Annotated in this window: 14 protein-coding genes; 2 read left to right on the top strand and 12 right to left on the bottom strand. The window is 43.2% G+C overall.

Going from position 1 to position 17,499, the window contains the following annotated elements; all coding sequences use genetic code 11:
- Positions 1-15 precede the first annotated feature (15 nt).
- A complete protein-coding gene (locus RLN88_RS16105) occupies positions 16-852 on the top strand; it encodes a hypothetical protein (protein ID WP_350222442.1) in 837 nt (278 codons plus the stop codon).
- Here RLN88_RS16105 and hemB read toward each other — a convergent pair.
- Entirely contained in the window at positions 797-1,777 is a 981-nt protein-coding gene (gene hemB, locus RLN88_RS16100; RefSeq protein WP_350222441.1) for a porphobilinogen synthase, read from the bottom strand. The genes RLN88_RS16105 and hemB overlap by 56 nt on opposite strands.
- Before the next feature lie 173 nt (positions 1,778-1,950).
- Between hemB and RLN88_RS16095 the strand changes: the two genes are divergently transcribed.
- The gene (locus tag RLN88_RS16095) at positions 1,951-2,502 is read left to right on the top strand and encodes a TlpA family protein disulfide reductase (protein WP_350222440.1); all 552 of its coding nucleotides are present in this window, start codon (positions 1,951-1,953) and stop codon (positions 2,500-2,502) included.
- An 82-nt stretch (positions 2,503-2,584) separates the two neighbouring features.
- Here RLN88_RS16095 and RLN88_RS16090 read toward each other — a convergent pair whose 3' ends face one another.
- The 11 genes from RLN88_RS16090 to RLN88_RS16040 form a co-directional block, all read right to left on the bottom strand.
- Positions 2,585-2,923 (bottom strand): hypothetical protein, encoded by a 339-nt coding sequence (locus RLN88_RS16090; protein WP_350222439.1) that lies wholly within the window; start codon positions 2,921-2,923, stop codon positions 2,585-2,587.
- A gap of 28 nt (positions 2,924-2,951) precedes the next feature.
- Positions 2,952-4,241, bottom strand: a complete 1,290-nt coding sequence (bioA, locus tag RLN88_RS16085; protein WP_350222438.1) for an adenosylmethionine--8-amino-7-oxononanoate transaminase — start codon at positions 4,239-4,241, stop codon at positions 2,952-2,954.
- Positions 4,219-4,824: a dethiobiotin synthase gene (gene bioD, locus RLN88_RS16080; protein WP_350222437.1), complete on the bottom strand. Its 606-nt coding sequence runs from the start codon at positions 4,822-4,824 to the stop codon at positions 4,219-4,221. The genes bioA and bioD overlap by 23 nt, the downstream gene beginning before the upstream one ends.
- Before the next feature lie 56 nt (positions 4,825-4,880).
- Positions 4,881-5,984, bottom strand: coding sequence for an aminotransferase class I/II-fold pyridoxal phosphate-dependent enzyme (locus RLN88_RS16075; protein ID WP_350222436.1), 1,104 nt, complete (start codon positions 5,982-5,984; stop codon positions 4,881-4,883).
- Between the two features lie 407 nt (positions 5,985-6,391).
- The gene (bioB, locus tag RLN88_RS16070; protein ID WP_350222435.1) at positions 6,392-7,375 is read right to left on the bottom strand and encodes a biotin synthase BioB; all 984 of its coding nucleotides are present in this window, start codon (positions 7,373-7,375) and stop codon (positions 6,392-6,394) included.
- A 116-nt stretch (positions 7,376-7,491) separates the two neighbouring features.
- A complete protein-coding gene (locus tag RLN88_RS16065; protein ID WP_350222434.1) occupies positions 7,492-8,658 on the bottom strand; it encodes a CHASE2 domain-containing protein in 1,167 nt (388 codons plus the stop codon).
- A 5-nt stretch (positions 8,659-8,663) separates the two neighbouring features.
- Complete coding sequence (locus RLN88_RS16060; protein ID WP_350222433.1) at positions 8,664-9,431, bottom strand: hypothetical protein; 768 nt, start codon at positions 9,429-9,431, stop codon at positions 8,664-8,666.
- A gap of 2 nt (positions 9,432-9,433) precedes the next feature.
- Positions 9,434-12,619, bottom strand: a complete 3,186-nt coding sequence (locus RLN88_RS16055) for a caspase family protein (RefSeq protein ID WP_350222432.1) — start codon at positions 12,617-12,619, stop codon at positions 9,434-9,436.
- Between the two features lie 67 nt (positions 12,620-12,686).
- Positions 12,687-14,600: an outer membrane protein assembly factor BamB family protein gene (locus tag RLN88_RS16050; protein ID WP_350222431.1), complete on the bottom strand. Its 1,914-nt coding sequence runs from the start codon at positions 14,598-14,600 to the stop codon at positions 12,687-12,689.
- Between the two features lie 117 nt (positions 14,601-14,717).
- On the bottom strand, positions 14,718-15,335 hold the full coding sequence (locus RLN88_RS16045; RefSeq protein ID WP_350222430.1) for a response regulator: 618 nt from the start codon (positions 15,333-15,335) through the stop codon (positions 14,718-14,720).
- Positions 15,336-15,437: 102 nt separating this feature from the next.
- Complete coding sequence (locus RLN88_RS16040; protein WP_350222429.1) at positions 15,438-17,354, bottom strand: tetratricopeptide repeat-containing sensor histidine kinase; 1,917 nt, start codon at positions 17,352-17,354, stop codon at positions 15,438-15,440.
- Positions 17,355-17,499 lie beyond the last annotated feature (145 nt).

Below are 17,499 nucleotides of genomic sequence, written 5' to 3'. Positions count from 1 at the left end.
TAACCGAATAAGAAGATGCGTCCTGTTTTAAGCCTTCTAATTCTTATCCTATCTCTAAACCTGCCAGCTCAGAGCACTAACGACCTTCCATTTCAGGTCTTGGTTGCGAAAGATGCGAGCGTCTATGGCACTCCGGTGGAGCCACTTCAAATGATTGATGATGTCACATCAGTTGAGGTAAAAGAGGGTGGCTTTCTGAGTCTTGTACACAAAGGTGGCACCACCTTCGAGCACACAGAGAAAATATTCACTTTTTACCTAAAGCCTGCAGAGCTGAGGAATCGAAAGGAGCGCCCAAGATTGGAGCTTCTTTACATGGATAGTACGGTGTTGGATCCTACCAAGATAATTACTGTATTGTCACCACCTTTTGATCGCTCGGGGTATCTTGAGTGGAATGAAAATGAGCCTTTCGAATTGTATTGGCATCTCTATGATGAACCTGTTCTTAGTTATGTTTTAGCTGTTAGTGATGGTTCGGGAGCAAAGATTCAAGACTTCAGGACAAAACATCATCAGTATTTGCTGAAGCCTACCACTTATGGTCTGAGAGATGGTCTTTTCAGCTTTAAACTTAGTAGCACGTTTGCAGATGAGACGATTGAGTCAAAGACCTACACTGTTCAATTGAAGGCTGGGCCGATTTATGAAAACAAAGCATCTGATTTGATCCTGAAAGCGCTGGATTTGGAGCTCAGCCCTGAGCTTGCATTGCCGGTCTGGCAAGAGGCTTTGGCTATGCCAAACGGCCAATTTTTTAAGCCGCTATTCGAAAAATTTTTAATCAGAAATAGATCTATTCTGACTGCTGCCGGGCAAGATGTTCAGCAGCTTCTTTCGCAAAATAGGTGAGGATTATATCTGCCCCTGCACGCTTGATGGATAGCAAAGACTCCATCATTACCCGGTCAGCATCCAGCCATCCTTTTTGTCCGGCAGCCTTGATCATGGCATACTCACCCGAAACATTGTAGGCGGCAATGGGAATATTGAAATTGGATTTTAATCGCTGAATAATATCCAGATAAGCCAAGGCGGGCTTCACCATTAATATATCGGCTCCTTCATTAAAATCCAGCTCTGCTTCTACCATCGCCTCATCGCTATTTGCGGGATTCATCTGGTAGGTTTTTTTGTCGCCAAACTTTGGAGCAGAATCCAATGCATCTCTAAAGGGACCATAGAATGCGCTCGCATATTTGGCTGTGTAGCTCATGATTCCGGTATTGGTGAAGCCTTGCTCATCCAGTACATTTCTGAGGTAGCCTACCCTGAAATCCATCATGTCTGATGGGCCAATCATATCTATTCCAGTCTCTGCCTGAGCTATTGCCATCTGCCCAAGAATATCCAGTGTTTCATCATTTAGAATTTTACCGTCTTCCACAATTCCGTCATGTCCATCGCTGCTGTAAGGATCCATCGCTACATCTGTGATGATAAGTGCCTCTGGAAATTCTTTTTTGATTTTTGTGAGTGTCTTCAGGTAAAAGAAATTGGGGTCATGGCTTTTGGTGGCCATTTTGTCCTTATATTTTTCATCTACCACAGGAAAAACATCAAACCCCTTGATACCTAGTTTCAAGCAATCTTCTATTTCTTTGAGAATCAAATCTTCCGACAGCCTAAAAATCCCTGGCATGGATTCCACTTCTGATTTTTTGTTTGTCCCTTCCAAAAGGAAAAGGGGGAAGATAAAATCATTTGTGGTCAGGGTGGTTTCCTGTGCTAAATCTCTGATCGCTGCGGATGCCCGGTTTCGTCTTGGTCGCCTCATGGCTGCAAAGATATTCGCAAAACTTTTCCATCCTTACCCTACGGTAAAGCCAAGGTTACCTTTTTAGGCCATAAGCAAATGCAAAAGCTTGATCATCCTCTTTTAGTAATGGTACTTCCGTAAAAAGGGGCATCTATATGCAACATTGATGTTAATAGTATGTCTTTTTGAATATGAGGGCATTTATAATAGTAAGCTTACTGCTAGTAGTAGGTGCTTCAGCATTCAGTCAGGCTGGTAAGGAAAGATTCGAAAAGTACTCCGATGGGAAACAGCTATCCAGTGATTCCTGGATGATCACGCTAGAAGGAGATACGGTTTTCTTTAGCAAGTATCAGGGGAAATGGGTGCTTATTGACTATTGGTCGGTGACATGCAAACCTTGCATAAAAGAATTACCGGCACTTAATCAGTATGCACAAGAGAACAGCATTGAAAATCTGGAAATCATAGGAGTGTCTGTGGATCCAACCATGGAACGCTGGGTTAAGTTGTCGCCTAAACGAAACCTTTCCTTTCCATCCTACTTTGCAGGTCGGTCGGTGGATAATGATCTGTTTGGACTAAACTTATCTCTTGTTCAGGATGGCGAGACGTTTACTTTATCAACAACGCTACCTCGATATACATTGGTAGGCCCAGACGGAGTAATCAAAGAAAATGAAATAGAACTAAAACCATCCGATCCCGAATTTGCCAAGTATATCTCTTCAATGATTAAGTAACTAAGCAGTTAGATAATGTGTGAGTCATTTACTTTTTTTCATCTGAGCCGGCCATCTTTGAAAGAGGTGGCAAGGATGCGATTCATTTGGTATCAGCGATCTCATAATTCAAAATGTAGGAAGCTTCCCCTTTCGCATTGCTCATAATCTCAGAAAAACTCCCTGGTTCATCCAATTTGAAAATGAAAGATCCCAAAATTTCGTTTTTACCTATGAAATCGTATTCCCAAAGGTCAATCTTACACTTCACAGCAGAGACATTGAAAGCAAGTTGGATAGGGACGTGCTCATCTACATCTATCGGGTAGAATTTTTCCTTTACTGGCCAGATTTTCCGGTCACCAACCTTCAGATATATTTCATCCTTGTCAGACTCGTCCGTTTGCATGCATGTGATAGAAAGCAATTTTAGTTTAGGCATGAGCTATGGTGGTAATTAGCCAGATCTACTAACTAATATAGCCAACTATCGCGGAAGTAAGCTCATGCAAATCTTCCTCTGAGATAACATAAGGAGGCATGATGTAGATGAGATTTCTAAAGGGACGAATCCATACACCATGTTCTACAAAGAATTTCTGTGCTTTCGGAACATCCACTTGTTCGTTCATTTCCACTACGCCAATGGCCCCCAAAACTCTCGCTTCTTTGACTGAAAGAGCATTGGCTGCAGGAAGAAGTTCACGTTTTAGTTGCTTTTCGATGGTATCAACTTTTGATTTCCAATCCATGGAAAGAAGGAGTTCGTGACTTTTGTTTGCCACCGCACAAGCCAGCGGGTTGCCCATGAAGGTGGGGCCGTGCATAAATACGCCAGCTTCCCCGTTGCAAATGGTCTCAGCCACTTTGGTAGTGCAAAGGGTGGCTGCAAGCGTCATATACCCACCTGTGAGCGCCTTGCCCACGCACATGATGTCCGGGCTGATTTCGGCATGCTCACATGCAAATAATTCGCCTGTACGTCCAAATCCGGTGGCAATTTCGTCGGCAATCAACAGCATATCGTGTTGATCACATAGCTCCCGAATTTTCCTAAGATAATCCGGCGAATAGAACCACATTCCTCCTGCTCCCTGCACGATTGGTTCCAGTATGAAAGCCGCACACTTATCGCTATTCAGACGAAAAAATTGCTCAAGTTCAGAGAGTTCATCCTCATGGTATTTTTCTTGAAATCGCTTTTTCGGCTGATCAACAAAGAAATGTTTTGGCAGAAATTCTGAGAATAAATGATGCATGCCGCCCTCCGGATCACATACAGACATGGCACCAGTGGTATCACCATGATACCCACTTCGAATGGTCATGAATTTGTTTTTCTGAGACTTCCCTGAAGCGTGTTGATACTGAATCGCCATTTTCATGGCTACCTCGACAGAGACTGATCCACTATCGGCAAGAAATACTTTGTTTAATCCTTTGGGAGTGATCTCAACAAGTTTTTTGCAGAGCCTGATAGCCGGCTCATGCGTGATGCCGCCAAACATCACATGCGACATCTTTTCTAATTGCTCACTTGCTGCCTTATTCAGTTCGGGAACATTGTAGCCATGGATGGCTGTCCACCAACTACTCATCCCATCGATTAGTTCTTTGCCATCCGCCAGTTTCAATCGAACACCTTCTGCTGAAACCACCGGATAGGTAGGTAGCGGATTGGTCAACGAGGTATAAGGATGCCAAATATGATCCCTATCGAAATCAAGAAGGGTAGGATCAAAGGTGGAATTGTTCGGCATAGTTTGCGATGATTTCAAGTGTGATTTCCTTTTCTTTATTTATCTCCAAAAGGCACTTTGCTCCTGATCGTTTCATGATCACATCAAATGTAGATTCATTTTTTTCACCATTGAAGATGATCCCGATTACAGGAATATTTCTGGTTTTTAAAAGAGACAGGGAAAGAAGCGTGTGGTTAATGCTGCCAAGGTAATAGTCAGCTACCAACACGACTGCAAGCTGTGTTTTGGCTACCCAGTCGATATTTAAAAAATCTTCCCTCAGTGGCACCATCAAACCACCTGCCAGCTCAATGATTAATGAATTCTCAGTGGCTGGTATTTGAAGCTTTGACTCTTCAATGGTAATGTGATCAATTGCAGCTGCGGCATGGGGAGACATGGGCTGTGTCAGGCGGTAGGCTTCCGGATGAATAAAGGTATCAGGAGACCACCTGGCTATCTTGTGCGAATCGGTATTGTCCAAATCTCCGGCCTGCACGGGCTTCCAATAGTCCGCTTTTAAGGCAGAGCATAGGATTGCTGAGGCTACTGTTTTGCCTGTGTCAGTTCCGATTCCTGCAACGATGATTTTTTGATTCATAACATCCCCCTGCCAGCCCATGGCCATTCACACCCCCCTTCAAAGGGGGAATAGTTTCAATTGATAATTTTGAACAGCAAATCTATTTCTTCTTTTGTGTTGTACGAATGCAGACAGAAACGAATGCGCTCTGATCCTTCTGCCACACTTGGCTTGCGAATGGGAAGTGCATTAATTGCTGCTTCCTGAAGTTTATTTCCCAGCCGCACTACCTGCTCATTTCCGGGTATAATCAGGCTTTGAATCTGCGAATGGGAATTGATCCAATTGCCGTCAGAGGCTTCTCTCTTTTTGACGAAATATTGAATCATGTCTTGCAAACTTTTTCGTTCCTGATCCATTTCACTCAGCTGATCATACATTGCTGCAATGGAAGCATAGTGATGAGCCGGTGGGGCAGTCGAGAAAATCATGGATCGGGAGAAATTCACCTGGTAGTCTTTCAGCCACTGTGGGCCGACCACAGCTGCTCCATGAATACCAGGGCCTTTTCCATACGTCATGATTCTGGCAAGGATTTTATTTTCAAGTCCCCATTTTTGAACTAGTCCCTCACCATTCTCTCCAAGAACTGCCATTGCGTGGGCTTCATCTACAATGAGCATGGCATCATTGGATTCACAGATTTTTGCTATTTCAGCAAGGGGACTAATGTCGCCATCCATGGAATAAACTGATTCCACAATAACAATTTTTTGTCCCTCTGTGGATGTCACTTTCTCTCTCAAATCTTCCAGATCATTGTGCCTGAATCTGACCTTTTTTCCATATCCGAGCCGAGCTCCGTCGATCAGACTGGCATGAATGAGTTCATCACAAATCAGTGTGGTGTCTCGTGTGGAGAGTGAGGAGATGAGTCCCAGATTAGCGGTGTAGCCTGAAGCGTATATCAAAGCACTTTCAGCATTATGAAAGTTGGCGATCTTCTGTTCTACCTTTTCGGCATATTCAGTGTTTCCGCTTAGTAGCCGGGATCCGGTAGATCCGTTTTTTTGAGTACAGGCTTTTAATTCTTCTTCTATTGCAGCCTGGAGTTTGGGAGATTTAGCAAGGCCCAGGGAGTCATTGGAATAAAAGTCAATCCCCTCTGGTGGGAGGGGAAGGGTGCGCAGCAGGTGCTGCCTTTTTCTTTCTTCAAGTGTTCTTTGATAGCTGTTCATTATTCTACAGCATTGGTCAGTCTTATACTTCTAAGGAGATTCAAAGTCAATAGAATCAAGAAGGTGAAGATGAAAAATTCATATACCCATGTATACATTTCTCTGTTTAGAAGGAAAAATATCAGCTTCAATATCCAAAAAGATGCAATCAGGCCCAAAATAAATCGGCCAATGATTTTGCTCGTCTTAAAACGAAAATTCCCCCTCCCAATCCCATAATATTTGATGTGAATAATGAGATTGGCTATTATAATAGGCATTGCTAGATCAATTGATGAGAACAATTCTAGCGGGTTCTCCTTGAGCATTATCTCATAAAAAAATGGATTTTGCAAATAGTCGAAAAGTCTGATAACAAATAGAGTTACTAGAAATATTGTAGCAAAAGTTAAGTAGACTCTTTTCAATTAAACTTCTATTTCCTTCTTGTCGTACTTGAATGCCTCTCTTGGTACCAGTCCCAACAGATCAAACATCTCTTTGTCGTCGTTGAAGTCCGGGTTCGGAGTGGTCAGCAACTTATCTCCGGCAAAGATGGAATTGGCTCCAGCCATGAAGCAGAGTGCCTGCTCCGTCAGGCTCATACCCTCTCTTCCCGCAGATAGTCTCACTACAGATGCTGGCATTACCAGTCGGGCAGTTGCGATCATCCGAATTAGCTCATGAGCTGCCACTCGAGGTTGCTCAGCAAGTGGTGTCCCTTCTACAGGGACAAGCGCATTGACCGGAACGGATTCCGGATGAACATCCATATTGGCAAGCGTCAATAACATACCCATTCGGTCTTCAGCAGATTCTCCCATGCCTATTATTCCTCCTGAACAGACGGAAATCTTTGCTTTTCGTACATTTTCGATGGTCTTCAATCGATCATCGTATTGACGAGTACTGATAATGTCATCATAGTAAGCTTCAGAAGTATCAATGTTATGATTGTATGCATAAAGTCCTGCTTCAGCTAGTTTTTTAGCCTGCTCTTCGGAAACCATCCCCAGTGTACAACATACTTCCATGTCCATGCTATTCACAGTTTTCACCATGTCCAGTACCTTATCAAAATCGCGATTGTTCCGCACTTCTCTCCATGCTGCTCCAAGACACATTCTGGATGCTCCATTTGCTTTCGCAGACTCGGCCTGCGCTCGCACTTCTTCTACTTCCATCAGCTTGTGCACTTTGATATCTGTATGGTAGCGAGCTGCCTGAGGACAGTATGCACAATCTTCCGGGCATCCTCCGGTTTTAATGGAGATCAGGCTGCTGACCTGTACTTCCTTTGGATCGTGGTATTTCCGATGCATGGTAGCTGCCTCGAAAACCAATTCCATTAAGGGCTTATGATAAATTTCAGAGATTTCTTCCAGTGTCCAGTTGTGTCTTACGTCCGCCATAAATCTTCGATTAAGATGAGAATGCAATAATACTCAAATCGCCTTGAGCAACTAAAAAACCCCAGCGAAAGATCGCCAGGGTCCAGTCATGAATTAGTCTCACCAAAATTCATGAATCAAGTTTTTGATTGCCTTCGATAAATCAAAAAGCCTGCTATCTGATCGGTGAGGTAGAAAGCAATGGCAATGAAGAAGACATTGATGTGAATATTGAAAAGCCAATAGGTTGCCAACGAAGTGATTGAAAGAATCAGAAAATAGCTGGCAAATCCGGCCAGGTATTTTGTAAACTTCCCTCTGGTGATTTTGTTGATCCGCTTTTCGATTAAATCTCCTTCTACAAAGGCGAGATAGCTGAGATAACCGAATGCTACGGTTAGCAATAACAGAAACCAGATATTGACCACCGTATCGCCATGCCAGATGGTCAAAAACGCATTGAGCAAAATGAGCGGGCCGGCTGTTATTTCCAGTACTGTTTCATGCATGTCATTTTCAAAGAAATCCCCAATCACCACAACTTTACCAGCAACAAAATCCTGAATGTCTTCATCAGTGAGATACAACAACTCCCCTAGACTTACCGGATTGAACCCGGCCTCCTGATCGTAAATGTCTTTTTGCAGGATGCGATAGTTCATGATGAAATTATTCATGGTCCATTGATCACCCAGTCGGATGAACGGGCCAACTTTATCGCTTTGCGTCTGGCTCAGGGATTCATACACTTTTAATGGAAGTAACTTGGAACTGTCATTGTAAACAAGCTGATACTTATACACCCCATCAAATGCACTTCCGATCAGGTAATCCGAAATGCCATAATTGATGTCGAAAATTGGTTTTTCTAGCTCACCGAAATCATTGATGTGTGCAGATAAGATGACATTGTCAAGTATTTTTAATGCTGTGAGCAGTTCATCATCGAATGCGGAAGAATCCACAAAATGGATATCGATGATGATGTATTTAGGTTTTTCATTCCCCGCATTGATTACATGAAGTAACTGTGCTAGCTTTTGACGATCTGTGATAGCCTGATTGCCAACCGGGAAGCCAAACTCATCATAGCGATCGATTAGCTGAAGATCATAGGAAGTGTTTATCAGTGCATAGTCTTTGGAGTCAGGCATATCACGACTAGAGAAATCCATGACTGTGGTACTCCAGATCAAAAACTTTTCATCACTCGCCAGCCATGGGAGTTTCATCAGGTAAAAAGTGAACACTATCATCGCTAGGATGTTGATGCAAATGAGCGATATGAGAGTCCCTTTTTTCATTTTGCTTACAGCTCAGCCAAAGCCTGCTCCACCTGTTCTGTGGTGCATTTTCCGTAGATGGAGTTAATGATCTTGGTGATTGACTCAGCGACGTTTTCTTCAAATTCTCCAGCCAACGATTTCAAGGTTTCATTTGTCACGAAAGTGATATCCATATCAGTTATGAATTTGGAAGAACCTTTACTCACGTCGTAGTAGTAGAGCTTCACATTTGTGACCTGGGATGGATCAATGGCATTTCCATCGATTGAGAAGAATGCGTTCAGGTCAATGACCAGATTGTCTTCATCGTTTCCCACTTTTTTGTTAATGGTCTCATTGTTATACTGATATTGCGCATAAAAGAATTGAGATTCAGACATAGGAAATGTACTCGGTGAAACGGTTACCTGATAGGATTTTCCAAGTAAGGCAATGGTGCCTTCATTGAAGTGCTTCTGAAAATCCAGAGCGTTATTGGTAGATCCCGCTCGAGTACTCAACCTTCCTCTCACAGGCGAAATCACAGATGTCAACGCATAAACTATATCACTTTGGGAACCTGTACTTTGGTTTTGCTGGATGACGAACCGACCTTGCGATGAGCTCAAAACAGCAGCACGGGCACCATCGGAATCGAAGCGAAGGTTCGCACTCGATTCCACCTTCGTTCCCTTAGTCAGGTAAGCTCCGGATTGCGTATCGTAGATTTTCCCAATGATGTGGATGACAGTGTACGATTGGCTTTTGCCTTGAAAAGCAATCAGTATCAGGAAAAGGACTAAGTATCTCATGATTAATAGATTCTAAAGTCGTTTTTAATGTTTTCTTCCCGGGAGGTTGGCACCTGTTTTCCATTGCTCAGCAGGATCACCTGCTCACCAACATATTGTCTGATTTCCGAAACAGTATAATCACGATCTCTATTCAGGTCTGCTCTTCTGGTTTGAAGTCCCTGAATCAGACAACTCGTGAATAGACCGTTTTTCGAATTCACACCTTCAGCTGCAAACTCGGTACCACCGGCCGCAGAGACGACTGTTGCCCCAGTCCCTTTTCGCATATCTCCAAAAAGTGTCTTCGATAGTTCCAGTGTGTTGTCCAGCCCAAAGCTGTTTTCCTTTAGCTTGACGATTGATCCAGCAGAACGAAAGGCTACTGAACCAACTGATGAGATTGATTTTTCAGCTTCTTCAACATCCTCTTCGTCCAGCTCACCTGAGTGACAGGTGTCCATCATCAAGAGTTTATTTCGACATTTAATTCCATCTATCAGACCCTGCAACTGCTCGTAGGAAAGTCCACAACTAGACGGATTACTAAAGTCCATGTTATGGGTGGCGAAGTAATAGGTGTAGTTGGCATCCAGAACTCCGTGCCCGGCAATGAAGATCATCACCACATCATCTACGCCCGCCTGCTCAATGAAATTTCGGATGGCTAGAATGTTGGCATCTGTCGCATTTTGATTGACAATAAGCTTCTCCTCCACCTTTTCATACGCGGATGAGCCCTTCATTGCAGTAATGATATCAGATGCATCTTTTGCGGCAAAGGCCAGATTGTGTTGGGATTGCTGATATTCTGAGATACCAATCGAAACCAGGTAAAGGTCCGGCTTATCGAAATCGGTAGTAAGCTGTACCTCAAAGGTCTCAGGAAGCGATTCCAGTCCTTTGCTGTTGATAGCTGTCACCTTTATTTCGTTGAGGCCTTTACCCAGCTCGATTGTAATGTCCTTAGTCAACATGGTGGTAGGGTTAACAGAAATTCCTTTAGATCCGAACGCAGGTACGTCATTGACGTAGACCTGAATTCGGTTGATGTTTTGATTTTTGTCACTTGCCTTTGCCTGAAAAGTGAGCATTCGTTGGTTGGTCTCCAGCGGGATGGACAGAATATCTACATCCACTTTTGGCAACTCGATGGTGGAAGCCAAATCACCTTCACTAAATCCCAATCTTTTCAGTCGTTTTTGATATGCTGCTTCGTAGGAGGCGATGAGCTTTTCCGGCGCATATCCTAATGTTTTGGCAACTATATCTGGTCGGTTATATTTCAATTCCAGTTGCTCAAATGGAAGTACATCATTTCCATCTTTGAATGCAATGGCCTTTGCAGCATTCTTCGATGAGGTATAATAAAAATCAGGGGTGTAGGCAATGAACCCGCTCTCCTCAATGAGCGCCAAACTCATGGTTTTTTTGGCTTTAATCAAGTCGTAAAGTGAAATTTCGCCTGACTCATTGGTAGTGATAGCAAACCTGGAATCTGTGCTAAATACTGCATCAGTTATTACTCCTTGTTGAGTGTCTGAGATGATTTCTGAGTTGCCTTTCTTGATTGAAACCGTGTATCCGTCAAATGAAATGGAATAATCTCCATGCTTGTACTTGTCCTCCAGTATGCGATAGTCAGCTTTATATTTTTTGCTTTTGAAATCAGTAATGGACCACTCGCTGAGTTCATCAGTATCTGTCAGTGCCCAGATTTTGTCTTCATCCTCCGGGTTGAATTTAACCCAAATGATGTTGTCTTTCTTCTCCTTCAGGGTCTTGTACAGTCTGCCCGTGCTGAAGTTCCAGATTTTCATGAAAGATGTATTAACCGCAGAGGTAGCCATGTATTTTCCATCTTTCGAAACGTCGATGTGATTGATGTCTGAAGACCGGTCGAATGTTCTGACCAGGGTGCCCGTGGTAATATCCCACATGGTCATGTCCCTATCTAGTGAGCCTACCAAAATGTGTTTTCCATCTGGCAAAACATCCACTGCAAGTGCGGGTTGTACATATCCTTCCATGTCCCGGATTTTTCTGCCGGTCTCATAATCCCAGAGCTTAAGCTGTCTTTTCTGATCGGACGTGACGATGGTCCGGTAGTCTGGTGACAATGCCAGCCAGTTGGTATTTCGGGTGATGTTTTTGATTTCTTTGACAACCGGAGGCACATAGTTTACTGCTTCTTTGTTGCCCGGTTCCGGAAAGTCTGCATTTTCAATGTCATAGACTTTGATGGATCGCTCCTCATTCACAATTACTTTGGTTTCGTCCTGACTTAAAATTGCCACCCCACGAGGGTTGTTAAGCTGCCACCTGATGGGCTTGGAAACTTCTCCAAACGATTGACGATCGTCACTAAGCTCTATGAGTGAAACACTGGCATTTCCGGTTTCTTCTTCTTCACCTTTCTCGGCAATGAATGGGGTAAAAATGTTTTGTGAGAAGAGGATTCGTTTTCCATCATTGGTAAACTGAATGTTGGAGTAGGTCATCACGAAGATGGTGGTCATATCTTTTCCTACTCGTCCGTTGGCTACATTCCCGATCACTGCAAACCCGGTCATAATTGCTTTGGTGTAGGCAATTGCAGCACCTGACCCTTTCACATTGTCCAGTGCATCAGCCAGAATCTGCCCCTTTTCAGGATCGATCAGTTTGACTTCCACCCCATTATTCTTTCCTCCACCCGTAACAATTCTATCTCCATTTGGAGAAATCGCCAGATTCATGATCGGAGCGGTGAACCCTTTGATGGTTTTAATGGTGTCACCTTCCAGATTCCATATTTTCAGAATTTCATCTTCGCCACCTGTGATGATGGTGGAGGCGTCTTTTGAAAGTTTAGCCGTGTTTGCAGAGCCAATGTGAGCAGAGATTTTTGTCTTTACTTCACCACTAATCGCATCCCAAAGAATGACTGTACCGGCTTGATCCGCACTTACCAGCAGTTTACCATCATCAGATAGATGGATTGAGTTGACAGGTGCTTCATGAGCATTAAGCGTGTTGACATCAATGCCTGTCTGCACATCCCACATTTTGATGGACTTGTCGTCACTTGCAGAGTAGATATACTTGCCTGTTGGTGAATATTGCACCATGTTGATTCCTGCGGTGTGGCCTTGCCGGATGATGAGTTCACCCTGACCAAAGGCAATTTTGAGAGAAAGAATCAGAAGGAGGGATAGTGCGTTTTTCATAGTTGTAATGGTTAGTAGATAAAAAAGCGATCAGCCCGAAGGAGCTGATCGCCGAACCATTTGAAAATTAAAAACTATAACTAATGATTTGTTTTTTGTCAGACTTGAAGAACACCTGACCGGAAACCGGGTCATAGTCGTAGAGTGGCTCTTTGTCTCCAAGCTGGAGGGTGCCCAACTCGTCACCTGTTCTTCGGTCTACTTTTACCAGACCGGAACTTTTGCCCTGGCCACCTTCCCCTACCCGAGTCAGGATCATCCGAATATCTCCTTTGGTTACAGAAGCTTTAAATTTTTTCTTCGCCTCTGATCCGACCATGCTGGCTGCATTGAAAAGATCTTCGGCTTGCTGTGCGTACATTTTACTGTAGTAGTCGTTTGCTCCATAGTAAGAATTAGCAGCGATCTGGGAAGACTTCATTTGCGAAGCTGCGCCCATGGCCATCACAGAAGCTTGTGCTGCCCGCAATGCGATCTTCGCAGCTAGGCTCAACCCCGGCGCTTCCCAGTACTTGTTGAATCTTACCGAACCATCTTGCTCCAACATTACCAGGTTGTTGTCATCGCTGAAAAGATATCCGCCTGCTACTAGCTGAACACTTGATGGTGCAGCATCATCTCCTTTAAATTTATCTGAAAGGCCTTTGTGAAGTACCTTGTAATCTCCCGTAAGAAGGTCTACTTCAAATAGGTCTCCGTCGATAACCATCAGCTCCTTGGTAAGCTCGGGCTTGTATCTCAATGAAGGGATTTCGAGCATTCCTTTTTTGTCCCAGATCAGCTCACCATCAAACTGGATGTAGCCTAATCTTCCTTTGTCGTCCGAATACATCACACCAGTAGCGGCAATCTGATCAATGTTGATTCCTTTGATTTTCTGATCCCAGATTACTGAGCCATTGTTTCTATTGATAAGCATTAGCTGCTTGTCTTTGGAGGTAGCAAGAATGCCTTTATCACCAAGGTCTACAATGTATCCGTCGATCTTTTTCACTTCCCATTTCACGCTACCGTTTTTCAGATCGTACATGGTAAACCACTTGTCATCGATCACCACCACGCCATCTCTTACGGCAGACATTACAGGCACTTCTTTGAGTTTTAACTCCTGCTCCCAGAATTTTTTTCCGGTCTTCATGTCAAGTGCTGAGAGTGAACCATTGTTCTTCTTTTTCTCGAAGAAATAACCCGAAGAAAGATCCAGACTTAGATCAAAGCTTTCAAAGGTCTGATTTTTCTCACTGGTGTTGTATTTCCACTTTACTGCTCCTGTTTTAGGATCCATTTTGGCAATTTGAGTGGTGCCTGGAAGCACTATATCTCCATCTTCGAGGATTGCTGGAAAGCCGTTTACGGCAATCTCTTCATTTGTCCAGATGATTTTCTGAGAGAGCAGATCTACCATTTTTGTCATAGTAATAAATGGAGCCCCTTTCTTAGTGTAATCCTGGAAATTGCAGGACATAATAACCATTCTTAGGTCAGAAATGTAGCCTGTCCCATTGTAGTTGAATTGGGCCATCTCTCCGAAAAACGGAACTTTTACGATTGGCATTTCAGCAATTTTCGGGCTGATCACTTCTTCCCCAGTTTGGATGTTGATCACGGCATACTGTCTGTACTGATATCCGTCGGTAAATTTCAGCTCGATGTAGTCAGATACTTCCGGATACTCATCATCCTGCAATACACGAATGAAGTTTTCAAAGGCGTATTTTGCCTCTACTTTTTTACCGTCTGCGCCCTTCATTTTTTTGGCCTGTTCGAATGCCTCGCTAGACCAGAGGATGTTTCCATCGCGGCTGTCTACACCATGAAGTTTGAAGTCGCTCGTGCCGACCAGCAAAATGCCGCTTTCGGTAATGCTGTTCCATTCCACCTCACTGTCAAAATCCAGCTGCCAAAGGGCATCCTGGGATTGTGCCTGGCTAAATACTGCAAGCAGTGTCAGGCTTAGAATAGTTTTTAATAAATGTTTCATGTCAGATCGAAGTTTATTCGCGGTTAATTTTTATAAACCAAAGTTTGACGAATAAACCATCTGAAGTAATCCACTCACGAGGGGATATTTATATACCGTGAAACCCGTAGATGATTGCTAAATAAGATTGTTTGCGTAGGCGAATTTGATAAGGCCTACCAGGTTGTTTGTGCCGGTCTTTCTGAAGATGTTTTTGCGGTGTGTTTCCACTGTTCGCTCACTAATGAAGAGCTCTTCGGCCATTTGCTTGTTGGTAAATTCTTTTGCTATGAGCTTGAGGATTTCCCGCTCCCGATCTGTCAGAAGTTTTTGTTCTTCGGTACCGTTCAACCCTTTCATAAGCATGGTGTTTACGTCCGAGCTGAGGTATACTTTATCATTTTTTACAGCTCTTACCGCACTCACCAATTCTTCATGTGAGTCCTTTTTCAGGATATAGCCGTTGATGCCTTCTTTTAGGATTTCCTTGATCAAGTGGGCCTCATCATGCATGCTTAGCACTATGATTTTAATGTCAGGGTATTTCTGTTTTACCCTGCGAACAAGTGTCAGTCCATCATCATCCGGGAGGTTGTAATCAGTGATAAGGAGGTCTACATTTTTTTGTGTAAGGAGGTCGAGTGTTTCCCGAACCGAGCCTGCAGAACCAACCACTTCCAGGTCGTCTTCGGCAGAAAGAATTTTAATAAGACCACCCAGGAGGATGGCATGGTCATCGGTTAGGAATATTTTCATTCTGGAGGTTTTCTCTCTACTAATGAAAGATAGTAAATTCATTCGGTTCTCCCTTGGCCTTTTAAAATTTAAGTCAAAGAAGGGGCTGGAATGATTTTGTAGCTATACCATTTTGACGGTATTTTGATCTGCGGTTTCTGCTTCTGCACTTGTGATGCGAGATGGGGCGTTCACGATGAGTGTGGTACCCTTTATACCTGGCTGTGTCTCCAGCTCCAGATCACCTTTGATCAGATTGGTTCGTGTATTCAGGTTTTTCCAGCCATTGCCCTTTCCGGAGGTGAGGAGGTTTTTGTCAAAACCCGCTCCATTGTCCTCGATCATAAGGGTTATCTCTTCATCGTCTCGTGTGATTTGCAAGGTGATCTTATCAGCATCTGAGTACTTGAGAATATTGTTGACCCACTCCTGTGAAATGCGATAAAGGGAGATTTCCTGTATTTCTGAGAGTCTTTCATCAAGTCCGAAGACATTCAGCTCGATGAATATTTTTCCGGCGGCATTGATGCGATCGACAAATTCATTGAGGGCACTTTCCAGTCCACTCTTGATCAGGGTTTGAGGCATCAAATCAAAGCAAATATTTTTTAGCTCTCCATACATGTCATTGATCACTTTGGAAGATTCTTCAAAGACTTTCTGACGCTCGTCTGGTTTGGGACTTCCTTCCAGATTTTTCAGGTTCATATTCAGGATGGAAATCATTTGACCAAATCCATCATGAAGATCCCGAGCGTATCTGGCCCGCTCTTTTTCCTGTGAGGAAATGGTAGCGTTGATTTCTGCTTCTCTGGCCTGAAGTTGGGCTTCCTGCAGCTTGAGTTGCTGTTTTTTTCTAAGTCTGCTTCGCTGAAGAAGGGCTAGTGAAATGATCAGAATGATTGCTAATACGGAGGCAGCTAACAAAATTTGATTTCGCTCAATTTCGGCTTCTTGTTCTGATATTTGAGCTTCCTGAAGGGCGATTTGTTGTTCTTTTTTCTCGGTTTCGTATTGGGTTTCAAGTTCAGCAATGGCCTTATTTTTTTCTTCGCTTATTAGGCTATCGGCATATGCTTTAGATATCACCAGGTGATCGAATGCCTTTTCAAAATCGCCTTTGGATTGATAAAGGCCAGCCTTGTTGAGGTATGCATTTTCCAGGTCTCTTTTGCTGCCGATTTCTCTACTTAGCTGTATACTGCTATCGAGATACATTTCCGCAAGAGCGTAATTGCTGTTTTGAACGGCTACTTCAGCAATGTTTCCCATTACGGCAGGTATCCCTTGTTTATCGCCTAGCTTTTTGTCGATTTGCAGGGATTTTTGAAAATAGAAAATGGAACTGTCCAGATTGTCTTTGTAATATTTTAATGCGCCAAGATTGTTGTAGCCGGCGCTAATGCCTTTGAGGTTATCAACCTCTAGCTCATAATTGAGGGATTTCCGGAAATAAACCTCCGATGAATCCAACTTTCCAGTGTTGGCGTAAATGATGGCAATATTGTTAAGGACATCAGAATAGTTGTCGATATCAGTGCCAGAGTTTAATTTGAGTGTCTTGTTATAGTAATACAGTGCTCGCTCATAGTCACCTGATTTCATATTGACAACCCCAAGGCTGTTCAAAACGATTGCCTGCTCTCGTGTATCACCTTCTGCCTCATATATTTTAAGGGCCTTTAGATTATACGTGATTGCGGAATCATACTCTCCCAAAAACCGATAGCAAACTGCTTTATTGTGGTAAGAATTTGCTTCTACTATTCTTAAGTCTGAAAACAGTATCGCGCTATCAGATGATTCGATTCCTGACTTGAAATCACCCTTATTTCTTTTTGCAATACCAATCAATAAATGATAATATGCTCTGTTTTCCTCGCTAAGGCTCACATTTTCCAATCTGACTCTGGATAATTGAATGACTGAATCAGGATTAGAAAATGAGGCCTTTTTCAAAGCGTCGAATTCATGGTTTTCGTTCTGCCCAAAGACATTGATTGATAGGATTAGAAAAATGGTGATAAATCGAATTTGCATCGGAAGGGTTATTTTTAGGAATCTAATTTAAGTACCAAAATGAATACAATTCCTACTCTTTTTCTAGGTTTAGCACTTTCAATATTAAGTGCATCTGGTAGCAATAGTCAAGAAGAGAAGCAGATTTCGACGGCCGATGGCCCAA

Source organism: Ekhidna sp., assembly GCF_040223195.1.
Lineage (GTDB): Bacteria > Bacteroidota > Bacteroidia > Cytophagales > Cyclobacteriaceae > Ekhidna.
This window is presented reverse-complemented; position numbering and strand designations above follow the sequence as displayed.

Excerpts from the sequence above, each read along its gene's own strand:
- bioA (WP_350222438.1), bottom strand. The coding sequence starts at position 4,241 with ATGCCGAACAATTCCACCTTTGATCCTACCCTTCTTGATTTCGATAGG.
- bioD (WP_350222437.1), bottom strand. The coding sequence starts at position 4,824 with ATGAATCAAAAAATCATCGTTGCAGGAATCGGAACTGACACAGGCAAA.
- RLN88_RS16105 (WP_350222442.1), top strand. The coding sequence starts at position 16 with ATGCGTCCTGTTTTAAGCCTTCTAATTCTTATCCTATCTCTAAACCTG.
- RLN88_RS16045 (WP_350222430.1), bottom strand. The coding sequence starts at position 15,335 with ATGAAAATATTCCTAACCGATGACCATGCCATCCTCCTGGGTGGTCTT.
- RLN88_RS16065 (WP_350222434.1), bottom strand. The coding sequence starts at position 8,658 with ATGAAAAAAGGGACTCTCATATCGCTCATTTGCATCAACATCCTAGCG.
- RLN88_RS16050 (WP_350222431.1), bottom strand. The coding sequence starts at position 14,600 with ATGAAACATTTATTAAAAACTATTCTAAGCCTGACACTGCTTGCAGTA.
- RLN88_RS16060 (WP_350222433.1), bottom strand. The coding sequence starts at position 9,431 with ATGAGATACTTAGTCCTTTTCCTGATACTGATTGCTTTTCAAGGCAAA.
- RLN88_RS16075 (WP_350222436.1), bottom strand. The coding sequence starts at position 5,984 with ATGAACAGCTATCAAAGAACACTTGAAGAAAGAAAAAGGCAGCACCTG.
- RLN88_RS16055 (WP_350222432.1), bottom strand. The coding sequence starts at position 12,619 with ATGAAAAACGCACTATCCCTCCTTCTGATTCTTTCTCTCAAAATTGCC.
- RLN88_RS16090 (WP_350222439.1), bottom strand. The coding sequence starts at position 2,923 with ATGCCTAAACTAAAATTGCTTTCTATCACATGCATGCAAACGGACGAG.
- bioB (WP_350222435.1), bottom strand. The coding sequence starts at position 7,375 with ATGGCGGACGTAAGACACAACTGGACACTGGAAGAAATCTCTGAAATT.
- hemB (WP_350222441.1), bottom strand. The coding sequence starts at position 1,777 with ATGAGGCGACCAAGACGAAACCGGGCATCCGCAGCGATCAGAGATTTA.
- RLN88_RS16095 (WP_350222440.1), top strand. The coding sequence starts at position 1,951 with ATGAGGGCATTTATAATAGTAAGCTTACTGCTAGTAGTAGGTGCTTCA.
- RLN88_RS16040 (WP_350222429.1), bottom strand. The coding sequence starts at position 17,354 with ATGCAAATTCGATTTATCACCATTTTTCTAATCCTATCAATCAATGTC.